The organism is Flagellimonas sp. 2504JD4-2, assembly GCF_053642935.1.
In genome coordinates, this window is the sequence record NZ_JBSIOV010000001.1 from 640,739 (window position 1) to 660,919 (window position 20,181).

23 protein-coding genes and 1 tRNA gene are annotated in these 20,181 nt (G+C 39.0%); 15 read left to right on the forward strand and 9 right to left on the reverse strand.

Annotated features, from left to right (window positions below):
- Positions 1–28 precede the first annotated feature (28 nt).
- The 6 genes from ACULLH_RS03020 (at position 29) to ACULLH_RS03045 (ending at position 5,385) form a co-directional block, all read left to right on the forward strand.
- Positions 29–2,059 carry a S9 family peptidase gene (locus tag ACULLH_RS03020; protein WP_454087249.1) on the forward strand — a complete coding sequence of 677 codons (2,031 nt, stop codon included), beginning with the start codon at positions 29–31 and terminating at the stop codon, positions 2,057–2,059.
- Positions 2,059–3,189, forward strand: coding sequence for a helix-turn-helix domain-containing protein (locus tag ACULLH_RS03025; protein ID WP_454087250.1), 1,131 nt, complete (start codon positions 2,059–2,061; stop codon positions 3,187–3,189). Before ACULLH_RS03020 ends, ACULLH_RS03025 begins: the two co-directional genes overlap by 1 nt.
- 79 nt (positions 3,190–3,268) lie before the next feature.
- On the forward strand, positions 3,269–4,000 hold the full coding sequence (locus ACULLH_RS03030) for a CPBP family intramembrane glutamic endopeptidase (protein ID WP_454087251.1): 732 nt from the start codon (positions 3,269–3,271) through the stop codon (positions 3,998–4,000).
- 83 nt (positions 4,001–4,083) lie between these two features.
- A complete protein-coding gene (locus tag ACULLH_RS03035) occupies positions 4,084–4,512 on the forward strand; it encodes a hypothetical protein (RefSeq protein WP_454087252.1) in 429 nt (142 codons plus the stop codon).
- A gap of 49 nt (positions 4,513–4,561) precedes the next feature.
- Positions 4,562–4,969, forward strand: a complete 408-nt coding sequence (locus ACULLH_RS03040; protein ID WP_454087253.1) for a DUF2141 domain-containing protein — start codon at positions 4,562–4,564, stop codon at positions 4,967–4,969.
- A gap of 23 nt (positions 4,970–4,992) precedes the next feature.
- Entirely contained in the window at positions 4,993–5,385 is a 393-nt protein-coding gene (locus ACULLH_RS03045; RefSeq protein ID WP_454087254.1) for a DUF423 domain-containing protein, read from the forward strand.
- A 4-nt stretch (positions 5,386–5,389) separates the two neighbouring features.
- Here ACULLH_RS03045 and ACULLH_RS03050 read toward each other — a convergent pair whose 3' ends face one another.
- The 9 genes from ACULLH_RS03050 to ACULLH_RS03090 form a co-directional block, all read right to left on the reverse strand.
- A complete protein-coding gene (locus ACULLH_RS03050; RefSeq protein WP_454087255.1) occupies positions 5,390–5,914 on the reverse strand; it encodes a nuclear transport factor 2 family protein in 525 nt (174 codons plus the stop codon).
- A 3-nt stretch (positions 5,915–5,917) separates the two neighbouring features.
- On the reverse strand, positions 5,918–6,631 hold the full coding sequence (locus ACULLH_RS03055) for a hypothetical protein (RefSeq protein WP_454087256.1): 714 nt from the start codon (positions 6,629–6,631) through the stop codon (positions 5,918–5,920).
- A 52-nt stretch (positions 6,632–6,683) separates the two neighbouring features.
- Positions 6,684–7,436 carry a DUF4097 family beta strand repeat-containing protein gene (locus tag ACULLH_RS03060; RefSeq protein WP_454087257.1) on the reverse strand — a complete coding sequence of 251 codons (753 nt, stop codon included), beginning with the start codon at positions 7,434–7,436 and terminating at the stop codon, positions 6,684–6,686.
- Positions 7,437–7,455: 19 nt separating this feature from the next.
- Positions 7,456–8,247, reverse strand: coding sequence for a HEAT repeat domain-containing protein (locus tag ACULLH_RS03065; protein ID WP_454087258.1), 792 nt, complete (start codon positions 8,245–8,247; stop codon positions 7,456–7,458).
- A 2-nt stretch (positions 8,248–8,249) separates the two neighbouring features.
- Complete coding sequence (locus tag ACULLH_RS03070) at positions 8,250–8,774, reverse strand: RNA polymerase sigma factor (RefSeq protein WP_454087259.1); 525 nt, start codon at positions 8,772–8,774, stop codon at positions 8,250–8,252.
- A 126-nt stretch (positions 8,775–8,900) separates the two neighbouring features.
- Positions 8,901–9,050 carry a hypothetical protein gene (locus ACULLH_RS03075; protein ID WP_454087260.1) on the reverse strand — a complete coding sequence of 50 codons (150 nt, stop codon included), beginning with the start codon at positions 9,048–9,050 and terminating at the stop codon, positions 8,901–8,903.
- On the reverse strand, positions 9,050–11,242 hold the full coding sequence (gene feoB, locus ACULLH_RS03080; protein WP_454087261.1) for a ferrous iron transport protein B: 2,193 nt from the start codon (positions 11,240–11,242) through the stop codon (positions 9,050–9,052). The genes ACULLH_RS03075 and feoB overlap by 1 nt, the downstream gene beginning before the upstream one ends.
- Positions 11,239–11,481: a FeoA family protein gene (locus ACULLH_RS03085; protein WP_454087262.1), complete on the reverse strand. Its 243-nt coding sequence runs from the start codon at positions 11,479–11,481 to the stop codon at positions 11,239–11,241. The genes feoB and ACULLH_RS03085 overlap by 4 nt, the downstream gene beginning before the upstream one ends.
- Before the next feature lie 87 nt (positions 11,482–11,568).
- Complete coding sequence (locus ACULLH_RS03090) at positions 11,569–12,243, reverse strand: SCO family protein (protein ID WP_454087263.1); 675 nt, start codon at positions 12,241–12,243, stop codon at positions 11,569–11,571.
- 152 nt (positions 12,244–12,395) lie between these two features.
- Here ACULLH_RS03090 and rseP point away from each other — a divergent pair, with 152 nt between their 5' ends.
- The 9 genes from rseP (at position 12,396) to ACULLH_RS03135 (ending at position 20,181) form a co-directional block, all read left to right on the forward strand.
- On the forward strand, positions 12,396–13,751 hold the full coding sequence (rseP, locus tag ACULLH_RS03095) for an RIP metalloprotease RseP (protein WP_454087264.1): 1,356 nt from the start codon (positions 12,396–12,398) through the stop codon (positions 13,749–13,751).
- A gap of 70 nt (positions 13,752–13,821) precedes the next feature.
- A tRNA-Asn gene (locus tag ACULLH_RS03100) sits at positions 13,822–13,895 on the forward strand.
- Positions 13,896–14,134: 239 nt separating this feature from the next.
- Positions 14,135–14,437, forward strand: a complete 303-nt coding sequence (locus tag ACULLH_RS03105; RefSeq protein ID WP_454087265.1) for a helix-turn-helix transcriptional regulator — start codon at positions 14,135–14,137, stop codon at positions 14,435–14,437.
- 85 nt (positions 14,438–14,522) lie between these two features.
- Entirely contained in the window at positions 14,523–14,819 is a 297-nt protein-coding gene (gene mbpA / locus ACULLH_RS03110; protein WP_454087266.1) for a mobilization protein MbpA, read from the forward strand.
- A complete protein-coding gene (locus tag ACULLH_RS03115; protein ID WP_454087267.1) occupies positions 14,816–15,679 on the forward strand; it encodes a relaxase/mobilization nuclease domain-containing protein in 864 nt (287 codons plus the stop codon). The genes mbpA and ACULLH_RS03115 overlap by 4 nt, the downstream gene beginning before the upstream one ends.
- A gap of 12 nt (positions 15,680–15,691) precedes the next feature.
- The gene (locus tag ACULLH_RS03120; protein ID WP_454087268.1) at positions 15,692–16,159 is read left to right on the forward strand and encodes a DUF6730 family protein; all 468 of its coding nucleotides are present in this window, start codon (positions 15,692–15,694) and stop codon (positions 16,157–16,159) included.
- Positions 16,160–16,462: 303 nt separating this feature from the next.
- Positions 16,463–18,139 carry a patatin-like phospholipase family protein gene (locus tag ACULLH_RS03125; protein WP_454087269.1) on the forward strand — a complete coding sequence of 559 codons (1,677 nt, stop codon included), beginning with the start codon at positions 16,463–16,465 and terminating at the stop codon, positions 18,137–18,139.
- A 101-nt stretch (positions 18,140–18,240) separates the two neighbouring features.
- On the forward strand, positions 18,241–19,212 hold the full coding sequence (locus tag ACULLH_RS03130; RefSeq protein WP_454087270.1) for a caspase family protein: 972 nt from the start codon (positions 18,241–18,243) through the stop codon (positions 19,210–19,212).
- A gap of 9 nt (positions 19,213–19,221) precedes the next feature.
- The gene (locus ACULLH_RS03135) at positions 19,222–20,181 is read left to right on the forward strand and encodes a DNA/RNA non-specific endonuclease (RefSeq protein ID WP_454087271.1); all 960 of its coding nucleotides are present in this window, start codon (positions 19,222–19,224) and stop codon (positions 20,179–20,181) included.

The following is a 20,181-nucleotide window of genomic DNA, read 5'->3' on the forward strand; positions in this document are numbered from 1 at the left end:
TACCTTTAAAACTACAAATTTCAAAACTATGCGGAGACTTCTTCTTTTCGTTCTTGCAGCCAGTGCCCTGCAATTTTCAATGGCACAAAAACAAAATTTTTCCTACCTCGATGTATTTGGCCTACAGTACGTTTCCGACCCCCAAATTTCTCCAAACGGAGAATGGGTGGTGTACAGAAGAATGGGCTTTGATATCATGAAAGATCGTTCCGTTGGAAATTTATGGATGATCAAAACCGATGGGAGCCAACACCAAAAATTAACTTTACGGGAGTCCAGTGAGAGCAGTCCTGTATGGTCGCCTTCGGGAAATCGGATTGCATTTTCGAGCAGCACGGATGAAGGTTCGGAAATCTATATGTATTGGGTGGAATCTGGAAAGGTCGCGAAACTGACGCAGTTGCCTTTTAGCCCAAGTTCGTTGACTTGGTCTCCGGATGGACGGAAACTGGCCTTTTCCATGAACGTGCCTAAAGCACCTCCAGTTATTGCCAAGATGCCGAAAAAGCCAAAAGGCGCAAAATGGGCCGAAGCTCCACGGATAACGGATAGGGTTTATCATGAGGCCGATGGTAGAGGTTATATAAAACCTGGTTTCAACCATATTTTTACCATTCCGGCAGATGGCGGAGCGCCACGGCAGATCACATCTGGGGATTGGCATCATAGAGGTACACTTTCTTGGGGCATCGATGGCAGCAAAATCTACTTTTCAGCCAATAGGGTGGAAGATTGGGAGTATCGTTTCCGCAATAGCGAAATATATTCGGTCAATGTGGAAAACGGTGAAATAAAAGCCTTGACCGATAGGAATGGGCCGGATTACAGCCCTAGGGTATCTCCTAATGGCAGGTATATTGCCTATTTGGGATATGAAGATAAGGTGCAAGCTTTTCAAACTAGAAAAGTGCACATCATGAACATTGATGGGAACAATAAAAAGGTCATCTCTGGAGGGTTGGACCGAACCATTTCCGATATTCAATGGAATGCAAAAAGTGATGGGGTTTATATCCAATATGATGATAAGGGCAATGGAAAGGTCGGACAGGTTTCTCTTTCCGGTGCTGTTTCCAAATTAATAGACAATCAAGGAGGCACCACTTTGGGCAGGCCCTATGCAAGTGGATCGTTCAGTGTTTCCAAAAATGGGACTATTGCATATACGGAATCGCGTCCGAGCTATCCGTCCGAATTGGCCATCGTTAAACCAAAATCAAAAAACCCAATAAGGATTACCAATCTGAATGGAGCTTTGCTTAATTATCGAGAATTGGGAAAAGTGGAGGAAGTTTGGTACAAATCATCCGTGGACGGGCGCGATATCCAAGGATGGGTGGTTTATCCTCCAAATTATGATGCTTCCAAAAAATATCCTTTTATGGTGGAAAATCATGGAGGTCCTATTTTAAATTATGGTGACCGATTTTCAACCGAGATGCAATTGTACGCCGCCGCTGGGTATATCGTTTTTTATCCAAACCCTCGGGGAAGCACCAGTTATGGGGAAGAATTTGCGAATTTGCTATATAACAACTACCCTGGAGAGGATTATAATGACGTTATGGACGGGGTGGATTATTGTATTGAAAAAGGAATTGCCCATGAAGACCAATTGTTTGTTACCGGGGGAAGTGCTGGCGGAATTATGTCGGCGTGGATGATTGGAAAGAACAATAGGTTTGAAGCTGCGGTAGTTGCAAAACCTGTCATGAACTGGATCAGTAAAACCTTGGTGGCCGACAATTATTTTTATTATTTCAATCATCGCTATCCCGGACAACCCTGGGAGAATTTTGAAGGTTACTGGAAATTTTCGCCCATTTCGTTGGTGGGGAACATCCAGACCCCGACTATGGTGATGGTCGGGATGAATGATTTACGAACCCCTCCAAGCGAAGCGAAACAACTTTATCATGCCCTTAAGCTGCGCAAGATTGAGACGGTTATGGTCGAAATTCCTGGGGCAAGCCACGGAATTGCAAGTAAACCCAGTAATCTGATCACTAAAATTGCCCATACCATAGCATGGTTCGACAAGTATAAGAAGGAAGATTGATGGAACTGAATTGGAACATTGCACTGTTGCTGGTTGTTACGTTCCAATTGTTTTTTATTGCTGTTTTCTTATTGACCAATCAAAGAAGGAAGACAGCCAGTAATTTGTTTCTGGGCTTTTTCTTTTTGGCCTTAGGAATCAATATTGGCGATATGCTCTTGCAATTGACCGATAATGTAAAGGTTTTGCCCCTCTTTTTTCTATTGGATGATGCACTCCTTTTGCTTTTTGGGCCATTGATTTTTTGGTACGTAAAATCCAACATTCAACAAGATTTTAAATTCGGAATAAAGCAGATTGTACATTTACTTCCATTTGTAATCTGTCTATTGGGATTGTTTTTGGTGTATACGTGGGGTGTGCCAAGTTATGAAGCCGCCCAAACAGCGGTGACCGATGGAAGTTCTAGTGCAGTGTTGCTGATAGCTATGCTGCTCTACGCCCATCCCTTGATTTATTTTTGGCTGTCGAAGCGTGTTCTGGAAAAGTATAAAAAGTCATTAAAGGAACGTTATTCCAACGCCACAAAGGTTGATGTAAAATGGTTTGATTTTATCCTTAATTCCATTGGGGTGATCTGGATATTGGGTATGGTTCAATCCATTGTTCCGTTTTCACCGCTGGCGAAATACCTGTACATAACACTTTTTCTCTTCGTGGTCATCCTGTTTGTTTTTATCAATGGCACCTTGTTCAAAGCATTGAAAAAGCCGCAACTATTTTTGCAACCTTCGGATACGTTGACCGAAAAATATGCAGGGTCCAATCTTGACGAGGAAAACCGTAAGGCATATGCCGAAGAACTTACGCGACAAATGCATCAGGAAAAGCTATACGCGAATCCCGATTTGAATATCGGCGATCTGGCAAGGCTTATGGATTTGTCCTCCAAGGAAATCTCACAAACCATCAACCAAACGTTCAACCAACATTTCTTCGATTTTGTGAATTCTTACCGGATAGAGGAAGCAAAAAAATTGCTGAGCGATTCAAGCACAAATCTTACCGTTCAAGAAGTCATGTACGATGTTGGGTTCTCTTCCAAGTCTTCCTTCAATACTATTTTCAAAAAGAAAACTGGACTTACTCCTTCCGATTTTCGAAAACAACAAAACATGGTCAAAACATAAAAAGGGTTCGGTTTCCTGAAGTAAAACCATAAGGCAATTCCTTCTCAATAGCTTTGGTTCAAATCAAATTCTTTGGATCATGGAAAACAACTACAAAAACAAACTTGGAAGGTTATTGCATCAAAATAAAATTGCCATTATTGCAGAAATACTTTTGGTTTTTGGCTTAGCTCTGCTCTTTATGGCAGTGGTATCTCCTTGGGTAAAAGGAAATCAGTTTGCCGAGCAGGGAGTGGTATGGTTGGCCAATGCCATTATGATCGTATTGATTTCAATTGGATTATGGCTAAGAGGTGAAAACTGGAAGGATTTTGGAATTTCCCTTCGTTTCGGAAATGCAAAGGGACTACTGAAGACCTTTTTATGGTCGATTTTGGTTTTAGTAATTACCTTGATCTTGTTTGGATTGGGACATAAGGTGGGAACATTGTTTTTTCCGGTAGATGCTCAAATCGATGTTTCCGGTTACGAGTATTTGAAGAACAATCCCGGAATCTTTGTCTTATCCTTGATTGGGGTTTACATTATCTCCTCTTTTGGGGAGGAATTTATTTACCGTGGATTTCTAATCAATAGATTGGCGTGGCTATTCAATGGTACAAAAGCAAGGAATGTCATCGCAATTCTATTCAGCTCCATTTTGTTCGGACTTGCCCATTACAAATGGGGCGCCATCGGAGTGGTCCAAACACTTTTTATGGGGATGGCCTTGGCGACAAGCTATGTTCTACTCAGAAAAAAACTGAATATTCTCATTTTGGCCCATATTTATATGGATAGCATGTTATTTTTGAACATCTACTTTAGTTGATGAAAGCCTAGCCTGATTTTAGGGCTAGAAAATTTTAACAGGGATATTACGTTATCCTTTTAGGACATGATATGTCGTCTAAGATGAAAAAAAGACACTGGTTTTGGAATCTGCTTATTGTTCTTACGCTGATCGTTTGTGTTTTTGCTTTTGTAATCCATTACAAAAATTGGCACAAGATTGAAGAAGGGGAACTAAAGATCCTATCTGGAATTTACTACCAGAAAATCCCAATTTCAGAAATTGATAGTATCGAGTTTGTCGATAAAATCCCCGAAATGGAAAGGTCCAATGGCTTTTCTTGGGAAGCCAAGGAAAAAGGAGTTTTTAAAGACTCTCTAACGGAAACCAAGGTATATGTTTTTGTCGATGACCTAAGGCAACAAAAAATTCGATTGGTGCATGGAGATTCTCTTAAAGTGTTTCTTAATTTTAAGGATAGCTTGGAAACGCAAAACGTATTTCAGCTTTTAAATGAGGAATTATTGGCAAAACTCCAAAACCCAAACTAGTTTTGATCTCGTATATGTTTAAGAAAAATAATCTTGTCCCTGTTTTACCATGAGAACACTTGCGCTTTGCACTTTCCTTTTCCCCATATTGCTGTTTTCACAAAATACCATTTCGGTTAAAGTACACAATGTTCCATCGCAAGAAGGGAAAATAAATGTTGCCGTTTATGATTCGGACGAGGCTTTTTTAAAGTTTGACAAAGTTGTAAAAACGGGTTCTGCTGAAGCACACGAGGGAGTTGTTGCCTTGAAAATTGAAGATATGCCTTCCGGAGACTATGCCCTGGCTGTTTTCCATGATGAAAACGCCAACGATGAATTGGATACAAATTGGTTGGGTATTCCCACCGAAAAAGTTGCCTTTTCAAAGGGAAAAATGAAAACCTTTGGTCCGCCCAAATACAGGGAATGCGTTTTTAGTGTAACTTCAGACTATGAAATCGACATTGAGCTCTAACCGCTCAATTTACTAGCACAATCATGGAAACAATATTGTTGGCCCAATTTATGGGAGGCCTTTATGGTCTGCTGGCTGTTGTGTTTGGCGCTTTTGGCGCCCATGCCTTAAAAAAGAAATTGACCCCGGATCAATTGCAAAGTTTTGAAACCGGAGTCAGATATCAAATGTACCATGCTATTGTCCTGTTGATATTGGCCTACAATTTTGGATTTGACCAACCCCTTGAAAAGTACATTGTCAACTGCTTTGTTTTTGGCACCCTGCTTTTTTCTTTCAGTATTTATGGATTGTGCATGAGTGCCGCCAGCGGCAAAAAACTTCGTTTTCTTGGCCCCATAACTCCCATAGGAGGGTTATTGTTGGTGATAGGATGGGCATTGCTCCTGTACTCGTTTATAGCAACCATGTTGTAAAGCACTATTCAACAAAAACGGGCTCTATTTTATCATAAAACCAAGGCGTATGCTGATTGGTAACAGCGACCCATTTCCATTCCATGTTCTGTTTTTGTGCGTTTAAGGTCATTAATCCAATCTCCTTGAAAGTGGTATCCGCTGGATTTTCTTTTTTGATCCAGAACATTTTCCATGAATAATAAGCGAGGGCATTTTTGGAGTCCAAAAAACGTATTTTGGGATCACCAATTTTATAATAGTAGTCCAAAGAATCGTTTTCGGCGAACATGATATGGAATTTTTCGAGTTCTTTTTTTCCTTCAAAAAAGTAGCCTTGGGAGTTTATCCATGTGGCATCCTCAGAAAACTGGGGCATTACCAAATCAATGTTTTTAGTAATCATGGCCTTCTCGCGATCTTGAATCATCCCCACCAAACTCAAAGAATCTGCATGAAAAGACTCTTGAATTTGGCTGAGGTGATTTTCCTTTTTACAGGAGCATGTCATAAAGACAAAGCCGAGTAAAAGAAGATAGGTTTTTGGCATGGTCTATAACCTTAGGTACATGTTGCCGTTAATCGTGTTTAATCGAAGTCGGTTGGAGGCACCGTTAAAACTTCCTTCCACTTTTTGGCCAACATGACGGTCGGTTACCTTTAGTTTCAAGTTTTCATCTGCGTAGATGTTTCCATGGATGGTTTCCGCAGTCAGTCGTGAATTGGTCACGACCAAATCAATCTCTCCGTTTATGGTTTTTAGATCAAGGTTGCCATCGTATTTTTTGATATCGATATTACCATTGATCAAATCCGCACTAAAATCCCCTTCTATTATGTCCGATTTTAAGTCACCATTGATACTGCTTACCGAAAAATTAGAGTCTTTGGGCACGTAAAGAACATAATTAAATTCGTACATATTGCTTGTATAATAATGTTTCCGGCCATCTTTTGAGCGTTTTTTGTCCCACTCGTCATGAAAAGCCTTGAAAATATCATCCGTTTCGGATGCAATACTGATAAGACCATTACCTTCCTTTACATTGAGTTTGTACAATTCTAGATACTTCCCTTCATCGGTATTGATATCGGCTTTAAAATAGACCGTCGATTTATCCCAGGTCTTCACCTCGATATCTGATGCAAATTTTACTTCCACATCTATAATTTGATTGTTGTAGTTTATGTTCTTCTCAATAACTTTTTGGGCATGCAATGATGCGCAGATGAGTCCTAATACTAGGAGGGTTACTAAATTTTTCATGACTGTTCGTTTTTTGATGCTTCGACAATGCTCAGCACAGGTGTTGATTTGCTTATTGTTTTCTTAGATAAATATTTCCGTTGGTTGATTTCAGGGAAATGTCCACACCCCCGCCATTAATGATACTTCTAACTTTTTTTCCGGAGATGGACTTTAATCCGTCTTTTTCCTCTCTTTTGATATCAAAATTGGTGTAAATGTCCCCGTTTGTGGAACCCATGGTCAAGTCCGCGGGAGTAGCTCCAGGAAGAGTGACATCCACTGCGCCGTTTGTTGTGTAGATGGAAATAGGGGAATCTTGTTTTACAGTTCCAAACTCTACGGTAATCTCTCCGTTAAGCGCATTTGCGGTCACAGGGCCATTGACATTGGTTATCTGTACACTACCATTAAGTTGGGCATCAGCTTCAATTTCCCCCGAAAAACCATCAATATCGATATCTCCGGACCAAGTACTTTTTACGGATACATTTTGGGTTTTGGGCAGGTATATTTCGGCACCTTCCGCTTTTCTCAGACTTTTTACGATCAGCGTGTTTCCATCTTGCACTACATAAAACCCTACATCGGTGTTGTCTGGGCCACCTTCGCCAACCAGTTTTAGACCCTTGGCTTTTTCGGAGACTTTGGTGCTTCTACTCCCTTTGATCAAGAGCTCATTAGCATTGTAGGTTTTTAGGGTAATGTCCGATTTGGATTCAATTTTCACCCATTCAATACCATTTAAAGATTTGGTATAGTCCTTTTGGGCTGTAGTGACTGCACAAAAGACAAGTGCGATTAAAAGAATTGTTACTTTTTTCATGATTTTCGTTTTTTGATGTTTATATAATTTTTGGTAATCCTTGTTTGATTTCATTTTTGATAAAGGGCTGGGTGTCCTCCCTTTCGAGCAATTTTTGCATGGGACCAATAGCTTTCTTCTCCTGGATCTGCACCAAGGCCTGAATGATGGCAATTTGGATACTCGGATTTTTCTCCGTTCCAAGAGCTTCTATAAAAGCGGTCTTCACCGTTTCCGAGGACGTAAACTTTGAAAGCGCTTCAAAGGCATTCAATCTTACATTGTCATTCTCATCTTGTAGCAACCTATTGGTGAGCGCCTTTACGATGGCTTCATCCGGATTTGGAAATTCCTCTATATAGTTCACCCCCTGGATACGCTTACTGGCCGATTGGTTTTCCATTAGGGAAAGCATGGCCGTTTGTTTTAATTGTAGGCTCTCGTTCTTCGCAAATGCCAAATCTTCATTCCCTTTTCTTTGCTGAAAAACACTGCCCATTTGGAATGAACCTACCAATAGTGCGATACTGGCGGCAACTTTGAGCATGTTCGAAGCCCATGAGGATTTTCTACGTTCCGCGGAAAGTGAAACCACCTTGGTTGTGCCTGCTTTTTCAATTTCCAAAGCTTCTTCAAATTTTGAACGAAGCTTGTCCGAAGGAACAACCGTTGGTTCATTGGCAAAGGCTTTGAAAAGTGTTTGAAGTTCTTCCAATTCTTTTTGACACACAGCACAGTCCGACAAATGCTCTTCTACCTCAATGACCTTTGCCTTTGGCAAAACATTGTCCAAATATTCTGGAAGTAAATCTGAAACATGTTCTTTCTTCATGATTATATACTTTCTAAATAATATCCTTTTAGTTTTTTCAAGATGCGGCAAACCCTTGTTTTTACTGCTCCTGGGGTACTGTCCATAATTTCGGCCAGTTCCTCATATCGTATTTCCTGAAACCTATTCAAAATGACCATCTCCCTATCTTCTGCATTCAGTTTGTTCAGCGCATTTTGTAAATGGGAATAATCTTCCTGTTTGTCTCCCATTTGTTCCACCGATGTATAATCAAGTACGCTGATGTCCTCATGGTTCTTGGCATCCCTTCTGAAATGACTTTTTAAATTGTTTCTGGCAATGGTGAACAACCATGAAACAAATGACCCATTTCGGTAAGAGTTTCTATACTTGATCAACTTGTAAAAAACATCCTGTGTCAGATCCTCGCTCAACATTTGATCTCCGCTCATTTTATATAAATAGTTGTACACGTGTTTATGGTATCTATTGAATAGAACCTTGAGCAAATCAAGATTGCCATCGGCAACTTTCTGCATTATTATTTCATCTGAAAGCTCTTTCAAAAGATGTTTTTAGTTGGTGTGTTACTTTATATAGTCAGGAAATACAAAAAGGTTACAGCGGAAGTAAAAAAATTCTATTTTTTCTTCCATTGAGGGGAAATATAAAGATTAAGATACTAAATATGGTCAGTCACAGCCGCATCCATCTTGTCCGCAGGCTTTGGATGCACTCTTTTTTCCCTTGACCAAGGATTTGGGGAGAACAAACTTCCAAACTAAATACCCTATGGCCAAGGCCAGGGTGATATAGACAAGAATTTGCTGAAGAATCTCCATTACTTAAGGATTTGAAAAGCGGTCAATGCTACAAGATACGCAAAAACACTCATAAACAGGAGTTGAAGCAAGGGCCATTTCCAGGTGTTGGTTTCGCGTTTTACAATGGCCAATGTGCTCATGCATTGCATGGCAAAAGCATAAAATAACATCAAGGAAATACCTGAGGCCAAATTGAAGAGTGGCTTTTTCCCAGAAGAATCCAATTCGGCGGCCATTCTATTTTTTATAGTCTCCTCCTCATCACTGCCGACACTATAAATGGTTGCCAATGTCCCAACAAAGACTTCACGGGCTGCAAAGGAGGTCAGTACCGCAATCCCAATTTTCCAGTCGTAACCCAAAGGTTTAACAACAGGTTCAATGGCCTTACCGGCGTAGCCGATATAGGAATGCTCTAGTTTGTAACTGGCAATTTCTTGAGCTTTGGCCCTTTCCTTTAATATTGGGGTCATTATCCGAATGGAATCTTGTTTTGTTTCCTCAGCGTAGGCATCAAGATTATTTTGAATGTAATTTTTGCTGTACGGGGTCAACCCTTGTTCCGCTATACGATTGTTGACGATGCTCTCAGCATTCTTAAAATCCTCTGAAATACCATTCGAACCCAAAAACCACAGAACGATTGAGATGGCCAAAATGATTTTTCCGGCCCCAAATACAAAGCTTTTGGTTTTTTCCAAAACCGTATAGGCCACATTTCTAAGCAAGGGCAATCGGTAGGTCGGCATTTCAGCCATAAATAGGGAACGACTTCTAATTTTCAGGATTTTGTTCAAGACCATGGCTGCAAAAAGGGCCATTCCAAATCCGATGAGATAAAGCAGCATTAAGGTTAGGGCCTGAAAGCTCAACCCCAAGAATCTGCCGTCCGGGATTACCAGTGCAATCAAAATGAGATAGACCGGAAGTCTTGCGGAGCAGGTGGTAAAGGGGGTGACCAATATGGTAATCAATCGCTCTTTCCAGCTTTCTATGGTTCGGGTGGCCATGACGGCCGGAATGGCACAAGCAGTTCCAGAAATCAATGGTACCACACTCTTCCCGCTTAGTCCAAACGGGCGCATCAATCTATCCATTAAAAAAACTACCCTACTCATATATCCCGATTCTTCCAATAACGAAATGAAAAGGAACAAGAAAGCGATTTGTGGAATGAAAATTACTATCCCACCAATGCCTGCCAAGATACCTTCGGCCAATAAGTCGGTAAAAACACCTGGAGGCAAGGTATTTTTCAACCATTCACTTGCCATGGCAAATTGCTCATCGATAAAATCCATGGGGTAGGTACTCCAATCAAAGATTGCTTGGAAAATCAAAAGTAGTATCCCAAAGAATATGACATACCCAAATACCTTATGGGTCAAAATCCTGTCTAAGGAAGCTCTCAGACCCTTGGCCGCCTGAAAGTCTACTTTATAGGTGTCTTTTAAGGTGTTATTGATGAACTGATAGCGCAGAACAGTTTCTTTATGCTGTAATTTTTTGAGCTCTGTTTTGGATTTTGTTGAAAAGGAGGTCGCATCTTCTATGCGCTTCTTTTCAATATGTGTGAAATTGACGTCCTGGGTAATGACCAACCAAAGTTTGTACAGATCCTCGTTCGGAAAAGCTTTTTGCAAGCGGGAAAAATACTCCGGTGAAATCCTTGAAGTATCCACATTCGGATTGGTGGACAAAGACGCGTAATCCGCGATAAGTTCTTTTATGCGACCAATACCATTCTTTTTTCGGGTGCTGACCAATGCAATCTTGGTATCGAGCTTTTTTTCCAACTCCGCTATATCCAAAGAAATGCCCTTTCTCGACATACGGTCAGCCATATTGATGACCAAAATGGTCGGAATTCCAAGATCTTTTATTTGGGTAAAAAGAAGCAAGTTCCGTTTCAGGTTTTCCACATCGGTTACTACAACGGCCACGTCTGGGTAGTCCTTGTCATTTTTGTTGAGCAAGACTTCCACCACAACACTTTCATCCAAGGAAGTCGTGTTCAAACTATAGGTGCCCGGAAGATCGAGAATATGGGCCCTGACATCCTGGGAAAGCTTGCACACTCCTTGCTTTTTCTCCACGGTAATGCCGGGATAGTTACCTACCTTTTGCTTTAAGCCGGTGAGCGCATTGAAAACTGAAGTTTTACCCGTGTTGGGATTGCCGATCAAGGCAACATTGATGGTCTTGCTCATAAGGTTGTGGAATCTTCTTGGATATCAATTTCAATTTGCTTGGCAAGGGACCGTCGTATGGCAATGTGACAACCGTTTACATTGATATAGATGGGATCATTTAAAGGAGCTACTTGAACAAGTTCAACAATATTTCCAGGCAAAAATCCTAGTTCCAGTAGTTTAATGGGAAGAACATCATCTGAAAATTCTCTTATCACCCCTTTCTGCCCATATTCCAATTCCGCAACTGTAATCACAAATCTTATTTAGATTGATTTTAAGTAAGAGCAAAAATAGGTAAAAAAGAATACATATCCTTTGCAAAATATCATTGAAAGGTGGGGTTATTCCTCGTAACTGGATTTTAGGATTTCCAAGTCGGAAAGTAACTTGGTTATTTCCTCTTTGTTGGTTCCATCATAAAACCCTCGAATTCTACGTTCCTTGTCAACAAGAATAAAATTTTCGGTGTGGATCATATCATAGGGGCCGCCATCTCCATCATTTTTCACCGCCAAGTATGATTTTCTCGCCAGCTCATAAATCTGTTTTTTATCGCCAGTGACCAAATTCCATTTACTATCGTTGACGCCCTTTTCAAGCGCATATTTTTTCAACTGCGGTACCGAATCGATTACCGGGGTAACCGAATGGGAAAGTAAGAGCACATCTTGGTCTTCCAAAATTGAATTTTGGATTTGCGCCATGTTTTTTGTCATTATAGGACATATGGTAGGGCAGGTGGTAAAGAAGAAATCCGCCACGTAGATTTTATCCTGATAATTTTCTTGCGTAATCTTTTCCCCATTCTGATTTACAAGATCGAAATCTGCAATGGTGTGGTACTTTCTTTTGTAATGCAAGGTGCTGTCCACCAATGATTGGTCCACCATGGAAGGTTGGAACACGGGAAGCATTTTTTTGGGTTGAAGGGCGTTGTAGAACAGATAGATAATCACTATAGATAGTCCAAGCAACACAATTCCGAAGAACTTATATTTTGAGAAAAAAGATAACACCGGTTGCAAAATTACAGACGGACACCGGATTCACCATGATAAAAATGACTTTTTGGTGCTAAATCTTTCTTAAATCCTAGATGTGATAAAGAGGCTGTTTTTTTATGAGTGGCTAAAAGTTTACTTTTGTGCGTTTTAACAGATTATAGCTAATGAGCCCCATTATAATACAGATCATACAATTCTTTCTTAGTTTGTCCTTGTTGATTGTACTACATGAACTTGGACATTTTATCCCTGCCAAGATATTTAAGACAAGGGTTGAAAAATTCTATCTCTTTTTTGATGTGAAATATTCGCTTTTCAAAAAGAAAATAGGCGAAACGGTATACGGAATCGGTTGGTTACCCTTGGGAGGCTATGTAAAGATAGCCGGAATGATCGATGAGAGTATGGATACCGAGCAAATGAAGGAAGAACCAAAACCTTGGGAGTTCCGAAGCAAACCAGCTTGGCAACGCTTGATTATTATGCTAGGAGGGGTTACCGTGAATTTTGTTTTAGCGGTGATCATTTATATCGGTATGGCATATTCTTATGGAGACCAGTATATTCAAATGGATAGCCTACGCGATGGGGTATGGGTGACCGAAAAAGAAATTGGGGATAAAATTGGAATCCAGACCGGAGATAAAATCATTGCGATTGATGGCAATAAAATAGAGAAATTCAGCAAAGTCTTTATTGAAATCATCAATGGAAATAGTATTACCATAGAACGGGATGGAAGACAAATCGAAAAAGAAATTCCGGTAGATTTTATTTCAACCTTGTTGGAAGATGAAGAGAAGGTTAGGTTTTTAAGCTTGCGCGCACCTTTTGTGGTCAACCAAGTATCCGAAGGATCACATAATGCAAATGTCGGATTTAAGGCCAATGATGAGTTTTTGACCATAAATGGTTCTGAAGCTGTTTTTAGAGATCAAGTGATGACCCTTTTGGAGACAAACAAGGGACAACAGATCAACATAAAGGTAAAGCGGGAAGATGGTAGCACGGCAAATTTGGTGGCAAAGGTAAATGATGAAGCGAAGCTCGGGATAGAGATTGGAGGATTTACTTTGGAGGATTTGGAAAGCAGAGGGCTTTTTAAAATGAAAACGCAGAAATATACTTTTGCGGAGGCCATTCCAGCAGGAATAAACGAAGGAGTGGAAACGTTGACGAGTTATGCCAAACAGCTTAAAAAGATATTTAATCCGTCCACAGGTGCTTATAAAGGTGTTGGAGGCTTTGCCGCCATAGGGGGCATGTTTCCACCCACTTGGGACTGGACAAAGTTTTGGTCTACCACCGCCTTGATTTCCATTATTTTGGCCTTTATGAATATTTTGCCCATTCCAGCTTTGGATGGGGGCCATGTAATGTTCTTGCTCTACGAAATGTTCACGGGTAGAAAACCCAGCGACAAATTTTTGGAGTATGCACAAATGGTCGGTTTCTTCCTATTGATTGGACTTTTGTTGTTTGCCAATGGCAACGATTTGTATAAATGGCTTTTTAAATAGAAAACCACTTTTTTTCTTTGGGACGTTGTAAAGAAACTACTATATTTGCACCCGCTTAGGATAAAAATATTCCTCCTTAGCTCAGTTGGTTAGAGCATCTGACTGTTAATCAGAGGGTCCTTGGTTCGAGCCCAAGAGGGGGAGCCCAGTAAACACAAGCCTTTCGAGTAATCGTGAGGCTTTTTTCTTTTTATGGGTACAACATAGGTCCAACATTTGTTTTTGGCTTTAAAATCTCCAAGAATTTATTTCTGCATTCTCAATTATACAGAAATATCCTTTGTAATTCCTCAATTTCAACCGCTTCTGTGAGTTAAAATTTCTTCCATTTTCATCTACCTACATATGGTTGGTTACTTTGATTTCAATAAAAATCAAAGGTCATGGAAGAAGAAAATAGAATTACAAGGCTATTAGAAGATATCAAATATTTATTGGGCACTACCAAAAAGGTTATGAACGTAGATGATCTTGCAAAATATACAGGACTTTCCAAAAGTAAAATTTACAAGCTCACCCAACTAAAACTGATTCCAACAGGTAACAACAAGCATATTAGACAGAAATTTTTTGATAAAGATGTAATCGATGCTTGGCTTATGGGAAAGCCTAATCTCTCCGATGAATATCTGGAACAAGAGTTCAATAAGCAGCTATTTAAGAATAAAAAGAAAACTAATTATTGACCCGTTTGAGTAAGCAATTCAAGATGTGTTTTTGTAGCCACAAAAACAATCTTGCTTTGCTCCCCATGGTCGCAAAGGAGGAAAAATGAAGAGCAAAACCGTTCGGTTCAGATGTACTACCTATGAACAGAAACTGCTGAAAGTCAAGGCAAGAAAAGCAGGGCTCTCTCTTAGTGAATATTGTCGAAGAGCTGCCTTTGATGATAGGATTATTGAACGGCTCACGGAAGACCAGATTGCCATGTACAAAATGTTGGTCGGTTATCAGAACAATTTTATCCGTATTGGTAATATGTTCAAAAAAAGAAACCCAAAACTGGCCGATGAAGTGACCCTATTGGCAAAAGAAATAAAAAACCATTTGTACAATTTCAAGAAATGATTGGCAAGGGGAAATCCATATCGTATACAACAGCTTCCATATCCTACGGATGGAACCAAGAAAAAGAAGCGGAAGTTATCTATAAGGAGCATCTGATAGGAGAAACACCAATAGAAATTGCTCAAGAGTTCAAGATTATTCAAGACCAAAACTGTAGATGCGGGAACAACACCCTAAGTTTCGTGCTGAGCCCAACAATAGAGGACGGCAAACATCTCAACAAAGAACAACTCAGCAAACTGACCCAAAAGTTCATCCAAAAAATTAAACTGGAAAACAGACAGGCCATAGCCTTTGTCCATCGAGACAAACAGCATATACATATACACCTCTATGTGAATCGCATTTCATTTGATGGCAAAGCCTACAATGACAGCTATATCGGAAAACGGAGCCAACAAGCCGCAGCACAGGTAGCCAAAGAAATGGGACTGACCACGGTGAGGGATGTACAACAAGAAAAAATAAACGAGCTAAAACAAATTCGCCAACAAATAAAGAACATCCACCAAAAAGTGCTGCAAGAACAAAGACCCCGAAATTTTGACCAATACATCCATCAGATGAAGTTGGAAGAAGTAAAAGTCATCCCTAGTATCAACAAACAGAACAAACTTCAGGGCTTCCGATTTGAGTACAATGGATATAATCTAAAAGGAAGCGAAGTACACCGTTCCATGTCAGGGGGCAAATTGGCATTGGAGCTTTCGAAGAATACAACCCAAAGTATCACTCTAAACCATGGTGAGGCAATCTTATTATTTGGAAAGTTGACCGAACTCAGCACCAACCTTGCCTTGAAAATAGCAAAACATACTATAAAGAAGACCCTAAAAAGAGGAATAGATATAGGATTTTAAAACATAGGAACAATGGCAAAATTAGATGAGATCACAGCAGTATTGGCAGAGGAATTGGAAGGATTTAAAAATTCTATCAAGAAATTGGAGGAATTGGACCGAGAACTGAACAATTCAAAAACCCAGTTGAGTATATCAAGAACACGGGAGGAAATCTCAAGATTGAAACAAATTCAAGATAACCACTTTAGAGGCCAGCGAATAGCCACAAATCAGCTGGCACAAAAGGTGGACAGATTGAAGATAACCCCTAAATGGTTATTGGGTCTTTTTTATGCTACCGTAATATGCACTTTAACCGTTTTGAGTTTTGCCTTACTTCAGATAAGTAATGTTAATGACTATCAAAAAGAAGCCTATCTAAAGGGAAGGAGCGAGACCATCCAGACCATTCTCCCATTTTTTGAAGCATATCCAGAGGCTAAGCGTGATTATGAAAAATGGTGGTCGGTACAGACAAAAAACCAAAAGCAAAAGTAGGTTGCGCCCTATTTCAATTTTACTACACGCTTAACAGTCTGCACGCTATAAAATTGAAACAGGATCCATGCGCAAAGGTTAGAGGTAAGATATTGGGATTTCTAAAATTGTAGAAAAACCCCAGAATTTCTAAGGTTTTTATACAATGGATTCTGCCAGTCAATTTCTATATTGGAGAACTCCAAATTATTGACTTACTGTCTTCTGCCTTCCCCCTGATAATTAACTGAAAATACCCAGTATTGGGTGATTTTTTCTATTTAAAACACTAATGGAATTGAACAGTAAATACTACAAACTTTTATGTCGCAAAATTTTGAACCTTTTGAAAACATAGGTCTTTGTTTTAGTGGAGGCGGTTATAGGGCAACTTTTTTTGCATTAGGGGTATTATCTTATTTGGATAATGTCTTTTACAAAGACAAGACTTTATTAGAATCTGTAAAAGCATTAAGTACAGTTAGCGGCGGAACACTGACAGGAGTGGGTTTTGCAAATGCAGTCCAATCTGTGGATTATGAGTTCAAATCCTTTTTTAAAGAATTCTACAATACTTTCACACCAAAAAATGATGCACTTTTGGAATCTGCATTAGCCAAACTGGGAGATGACGGTATTTGGAAAAAAAATCCTCACAAGAAGCGATCTCTAATTAATGCATTTGCTTTGACGTATGCGGAAATGTCTTTGTTTCAGGGCTCATTTGAAAACTTTAATGCTAGAGAAATTAAACAACTGGAACACGTATGTTTTAATGCTACTGATTTTTCTTTTGGTTTAACCTATCGGTTTCAAAATACCGGATATTTTGGCAATAACCCTCTTTTTAAAAACAATCAAAAGGAAATTAATGCAATTCGAGACAAAGTACAACTAGGTGATGTCATAGCTTCATCATCTTGTTTTCCTGTTGGATTTGAACCTCTAATTTTTCCTGACGATTATTTTAAGAATCATAAAGACCCCACCTATAAAAACCTAAAGCAATTAGACGATTTTATAGATGGAGTAGGGATTATGGACGGGGGTATAGCCGACAATCAAGGCATTGGAAGTATGATGCTAATAAATAATCGTATGAAAGGTGAATTGAACTTAATTATTGTGAATGACGTCGGAAGTTATAAAATGCTACCATGGGAACAAGATGATAGTAAGGTTGGAAAAGGATCCACTGTAAAACTTATTGTGAATAAAATACTGAAATACTTTACCATAAAGCCATTGTATTGGATTATGCTGCTACTTGGCCTACTCGTAATACTTTTGAATGATATGTTAATCTTTGGTCCAAACCCATTTACGAGTCTTTATATTCTAGGAAGTGTAACTATGGGGTTCGGTATACTTTTAACAGTATTTGGTTTAGTGGCTTCTGTAATCAAAGTTTCAATATTATCCAGGTTAAAAACACTCTTCAAAAAAAACATTCCAGAACTCTTATTAGATGATATCTTATTATTTCAGAAACTGGATATTAGTTTGGTTCAACGTATGCTGACAGATCGACTGACTTCAGCAATGACTATGATTAATGATGTTTTTTTAAAACAAATGCGGCGATTGAATTATGACTTATTCTATTCGAAAGATGAATTGAATAACAAGCGTATAACGGCGACTGTATACAAATTAAATGGTCAAATGGCTCAATACAGTAATGGGATGGATTATAACAAAGAGATAAAGCCAGAGCCTAGCAAAAATCTTGAAAATGTTTGTTTAACAGCTTCTGAAACACCAACAACATTATGGTGGGACAAAACGGATATTGCTAAAAACAGAATGGAAACCTTAATTGCTGCAGGTCAGTTTACCATTTGTTACGAACTTATGGATTACATCTTAAAACTTAAAGAAGATAAAGGTATACCGATAAAGGATAATAGTGAAATTGACAACTTGTACAAACATTTAGAAGCGGATTGGAAATTATTCAATGAGAAGCCTTTGTGGTTAATTGAAGCACTAAATAACTAATCAAATAACGGGAGACATTTAGAACCAAATAAAACATCTAATACTAAAATGTATTATTTACATAAGCTGGGTTCAATTGCATAGTTATAATATTTCTAAGTATGAAAAAGGCATTAATAATTGGAATAAACGATTACCCTTCACATCCACTCAAAGGAGCAGTAAATGATGCTACAGGTATCTCAAAACTCTTAAAAGTGAACGGAGATAAGGATAACTCTACAAATTTTGAAATTGACATGGTTTTAAACCCTAAGTCAAAAGGAGATTTGTTGACAAAGATTTCTAATTTTTTTAGCAGGAATGCAGACATGGGACTTCTCTATTTTGCGGGTCACGGTTATGTCAATGAACTAGGGGGCTTTATTGTAACGCCAGATCATCAACGTTACGATGAGGGAATTTCTATGGATAACATTTTAAACTTCGTCAATAATTCCCCAATAAGTAACAAGATTATCATTCTAGATTGTTGTAAATCCGGAAAGTTCGCGGATCCCGCACAGAATACTAGTGTTACTGCAATTAGTTCTGGAACAACGATTCTCACTTCATCTCGAAAAGATGAGCCTTCGAAGGAAATTAATGGCCGAGGAGTTTTCACAAATTTATTAATTGAAGGATTGAAAGGTGGAGCAGCAGATATTAGAGGACACATCTCTCCTGGTGGACTCTACGCTTATATAGATCAGGCCTTAAGCGCACATGAGCAAAGACCTGTGTTTAAAACAAATGTTACAGAGTTTGTCAAACTTAGAACGATTGTGTCCCAAGTTCCTCTCGGCACGTTACGAAAAATAACTGAATATTTCCCCGAACCATTGAGCAATTATGAACTGAATCCTTCCTATGAGGACACTAACAATCCTAACAGCAAGATTACCATCAAAACACCATATTCAGAGAAGGAAAACGTATCTGTTTTTAAGGATCTTCAAAAACTGCAAAGTGTGGGACTGGTGGTTCCAGTTGATGAGCAATATATGTATTTCGCTGCAATGAATTCAAAATCATGCAAATTAACACCATTAGGGCATCACTACTGGAGATTGGTTAATGAGGGAAGGATATAAACAAGAATTATGAAAGGATATGACAATGATTTCTTGGGAGAAAGGTTCAGGGTTGGAATGCCAGATTATTCAGCTTATCGTAATGATGTTGCAAAAAATAATGAAACAAGTTTAGATATTCTAGAATACATCTATTACAGCGTCATTCAAAGTAAGAGCAGGAGGGTTCCTATATTAAGTGCTAGTAATATTTATCGTGTAAAGTTTAAAAAAGCAGAGAGAAAAGGAAATTTTAAAGGGGATCGCAGAATAAATAAGGAAGAACAATTGACCACCAATGATTACAAGCAATTCAACACTATAAAGTCGGCGACTATAGAAAAAGGTCATATGACCAAAAGAGAAGATGTTCAGTGGGATATCAACGGAAATGAAGGTAAAGCTCAAGAAGCCGCCGAAAGTACATTCTATTATCCAAACGCATCACCACAGCACGACTCATTAAACAATGGCCCCTGGAAGCATTTAGAGAACGCAATAATAATTAAGGGCAGAGTTCCAAAACCAGCAAGAGTGACTGTTTTTACCGGCCCTGTTTTAGACAAAAGTGACCCAGAATTCAAAGTAAAACTTTATGATGGCTCAATATTCAAAATTCCCATACTATTTTGGAAGATAATTTATTATTTAAAGGAAGATAATAATCTTTATTATGCTGGTTTTTTGATGGGACAAATTAATCCTCTAAAGAGGGATGAGTTAATCGATGAAATCGGGTTTAGAGACTTTGAAATAGAAGAAAGAGCGTCATCCTTAAAGCCATTCCTTGAATTTAAGGAAGATGAAAACTATCAGGTTCCAGTTTCATTGATTGAAGAACTTACAAGGTTAAAATTTCAAGACGCAATTGATAGACATGAGAACACTAAACCTACCATTTTAAGACTGGAGGAGGTCCAAATCAGGAATTTTGGAGATGATGTTCAAAGAGATATTCCCTCTTTTGAAATTAATGGCTTATTGGTTTAA

Excerpts from the sequence above, each read along its gene's own strand:
- ACULLH_RS03020 (WP_454087249.1), top strand. The coding sequence starts at position 29 with ATGCGGAGACTTCTTCTTTTCGTTCTTGCAGCCAGTGCCCTGCAATTT.
- ACULLH_RS03025 (WP_454087250.1), top strand. The coding sequence starts at position 2,059 with ATGGAACTGAATTGGAACATTGCACTGTTGCTGGTTGTTACGTTCCAA.
- ACULLH_RS03030 (WP_454087251.1), top strand. The coding sequence starts at position 3,269 with ATGGAAAACAACTACAAAAACAAACTTGGAAGGTTATTGCATCAAAAT.
- ACULLH_RS03035 (WP_454087252.1), top strand. The coding sequence starts at position 4,084 with ATGAAAAAAAGACACTGGTTTTGGAATCTGCTTATTGTTCTTACGCTG.
- ACULLH_RS03040 (WP_454087253.1), top strand. The coding sequence starts at position 4,562 with ATGAGAACACTTGCGCTTTGCACTTTCCTTTTCCCCATATTGCTGTTT.
- ACULLH_RS03045 (WP_454087254.1), top strand. The coding sequence starts at position 4,993 with ATGGAAACAATATTGTTGGCCCAATTTATGGGAGGCCTTTATGGTCTG.
- ACULLH_RS03050 (WP_454087255.1), bottom strand. The coding sequence starts at position 5,914 with ATGCCAAAAACCTATCTTCTTTTACTCGGCTTTGTCTTTATGACATGC.
- ACULLH_RS03055 (WP_454087256.1), bottom strand. The coding sequence starts at position 6,631 with ATGAAAAATTTAGTAACCCTCCTAGTATTAGGACTCATCTGCGCATCA.
- ACULLH_RS03060 (WP_454087257.1), bottom strand. The coding sequence starts at position 7,436 with ATGAAAAAAGTAACAATTCTTTTAATCGCACTTGTCTTTTGTGCAGTC.
- ACULLH_RS03065 (WP_454087258.1), bottom strand. The coding sequence starts at position 8,247 with ATGAAGAAAGAACATGTTTCAGATTTACTTCCAGAATATTTGGACAAT.
- ACULLH_RS03075 (WP_454087260.1), bottom strand. The coding sequence starts at position 9,050 with ATGGAGATTCTTCAGCAAATTCTTGTCTATATCACCCTGGCCTTGGCC.
- feoB (WP_454087261.1), bottom strand. The coding sequence starts at position 11,242 with ATGAGCAAGACCATCAATGTTGCCTTGATCGGCAATCCCAACACGGGT.
- rseP (WP_454087264.1), top strand. The coding sequence starts at position 12,396 with ATGAGCCCCATTATAATACAGATCATACAATTCTTTCTTAGTTTGTCC.
- ACULLH_RS03105 (WP_454087265.1), top strand. The coding sequence starts at position 14,135 with ATGGAAGAAGAAAATAGAATTACAAGGCTATTAGAAGATATCAAATAT.
- mbpA (WP_454087266.1), top strand. The coding sequence starts at position 14,523 with ATGAAGAGCAAAACCGTTCGGTTCAGATGTACTACCTATGAACAGAAA.
- ACULLH_RS03115 (WP_454087267.1), top strand. The coding sequence starts at position 14,816 with ATGATTGGCAAGGGGAAATCCATATCGTATACAACAGCTTCCATATCC.
- ACULLH_RS03120 (WP_454087268.1), top strand. The coding sequence starts at position 15,692 with ATGGCAAAATTAGATGAGATCACAGCAGTATTGGCAGAGGAATTGGAA.
- ACULLH_RS03125 (WP_454087269.1), top strand. The coding sequence starts at position 16,463 with ATGTCGCAAAATTTTGAACCTTTTGAAAACATAGGTCTTTGTTTTAGT.
- ACULLH_RS03130 (WP_454087270.1), top strand. The coding sequence starts at position 18,241 with ATGAAAAAGGCATTAATAATTGGAATAAACGATTACCCTTCACATCCA.
- ACULLH_RS03135 (WP_454087271.1), top strand. The coding sequence starts at position 19,222 with ATGAAAGGATATGACAATGATTTCTTGGGAGAAAGGTTCAGGGTTGGA.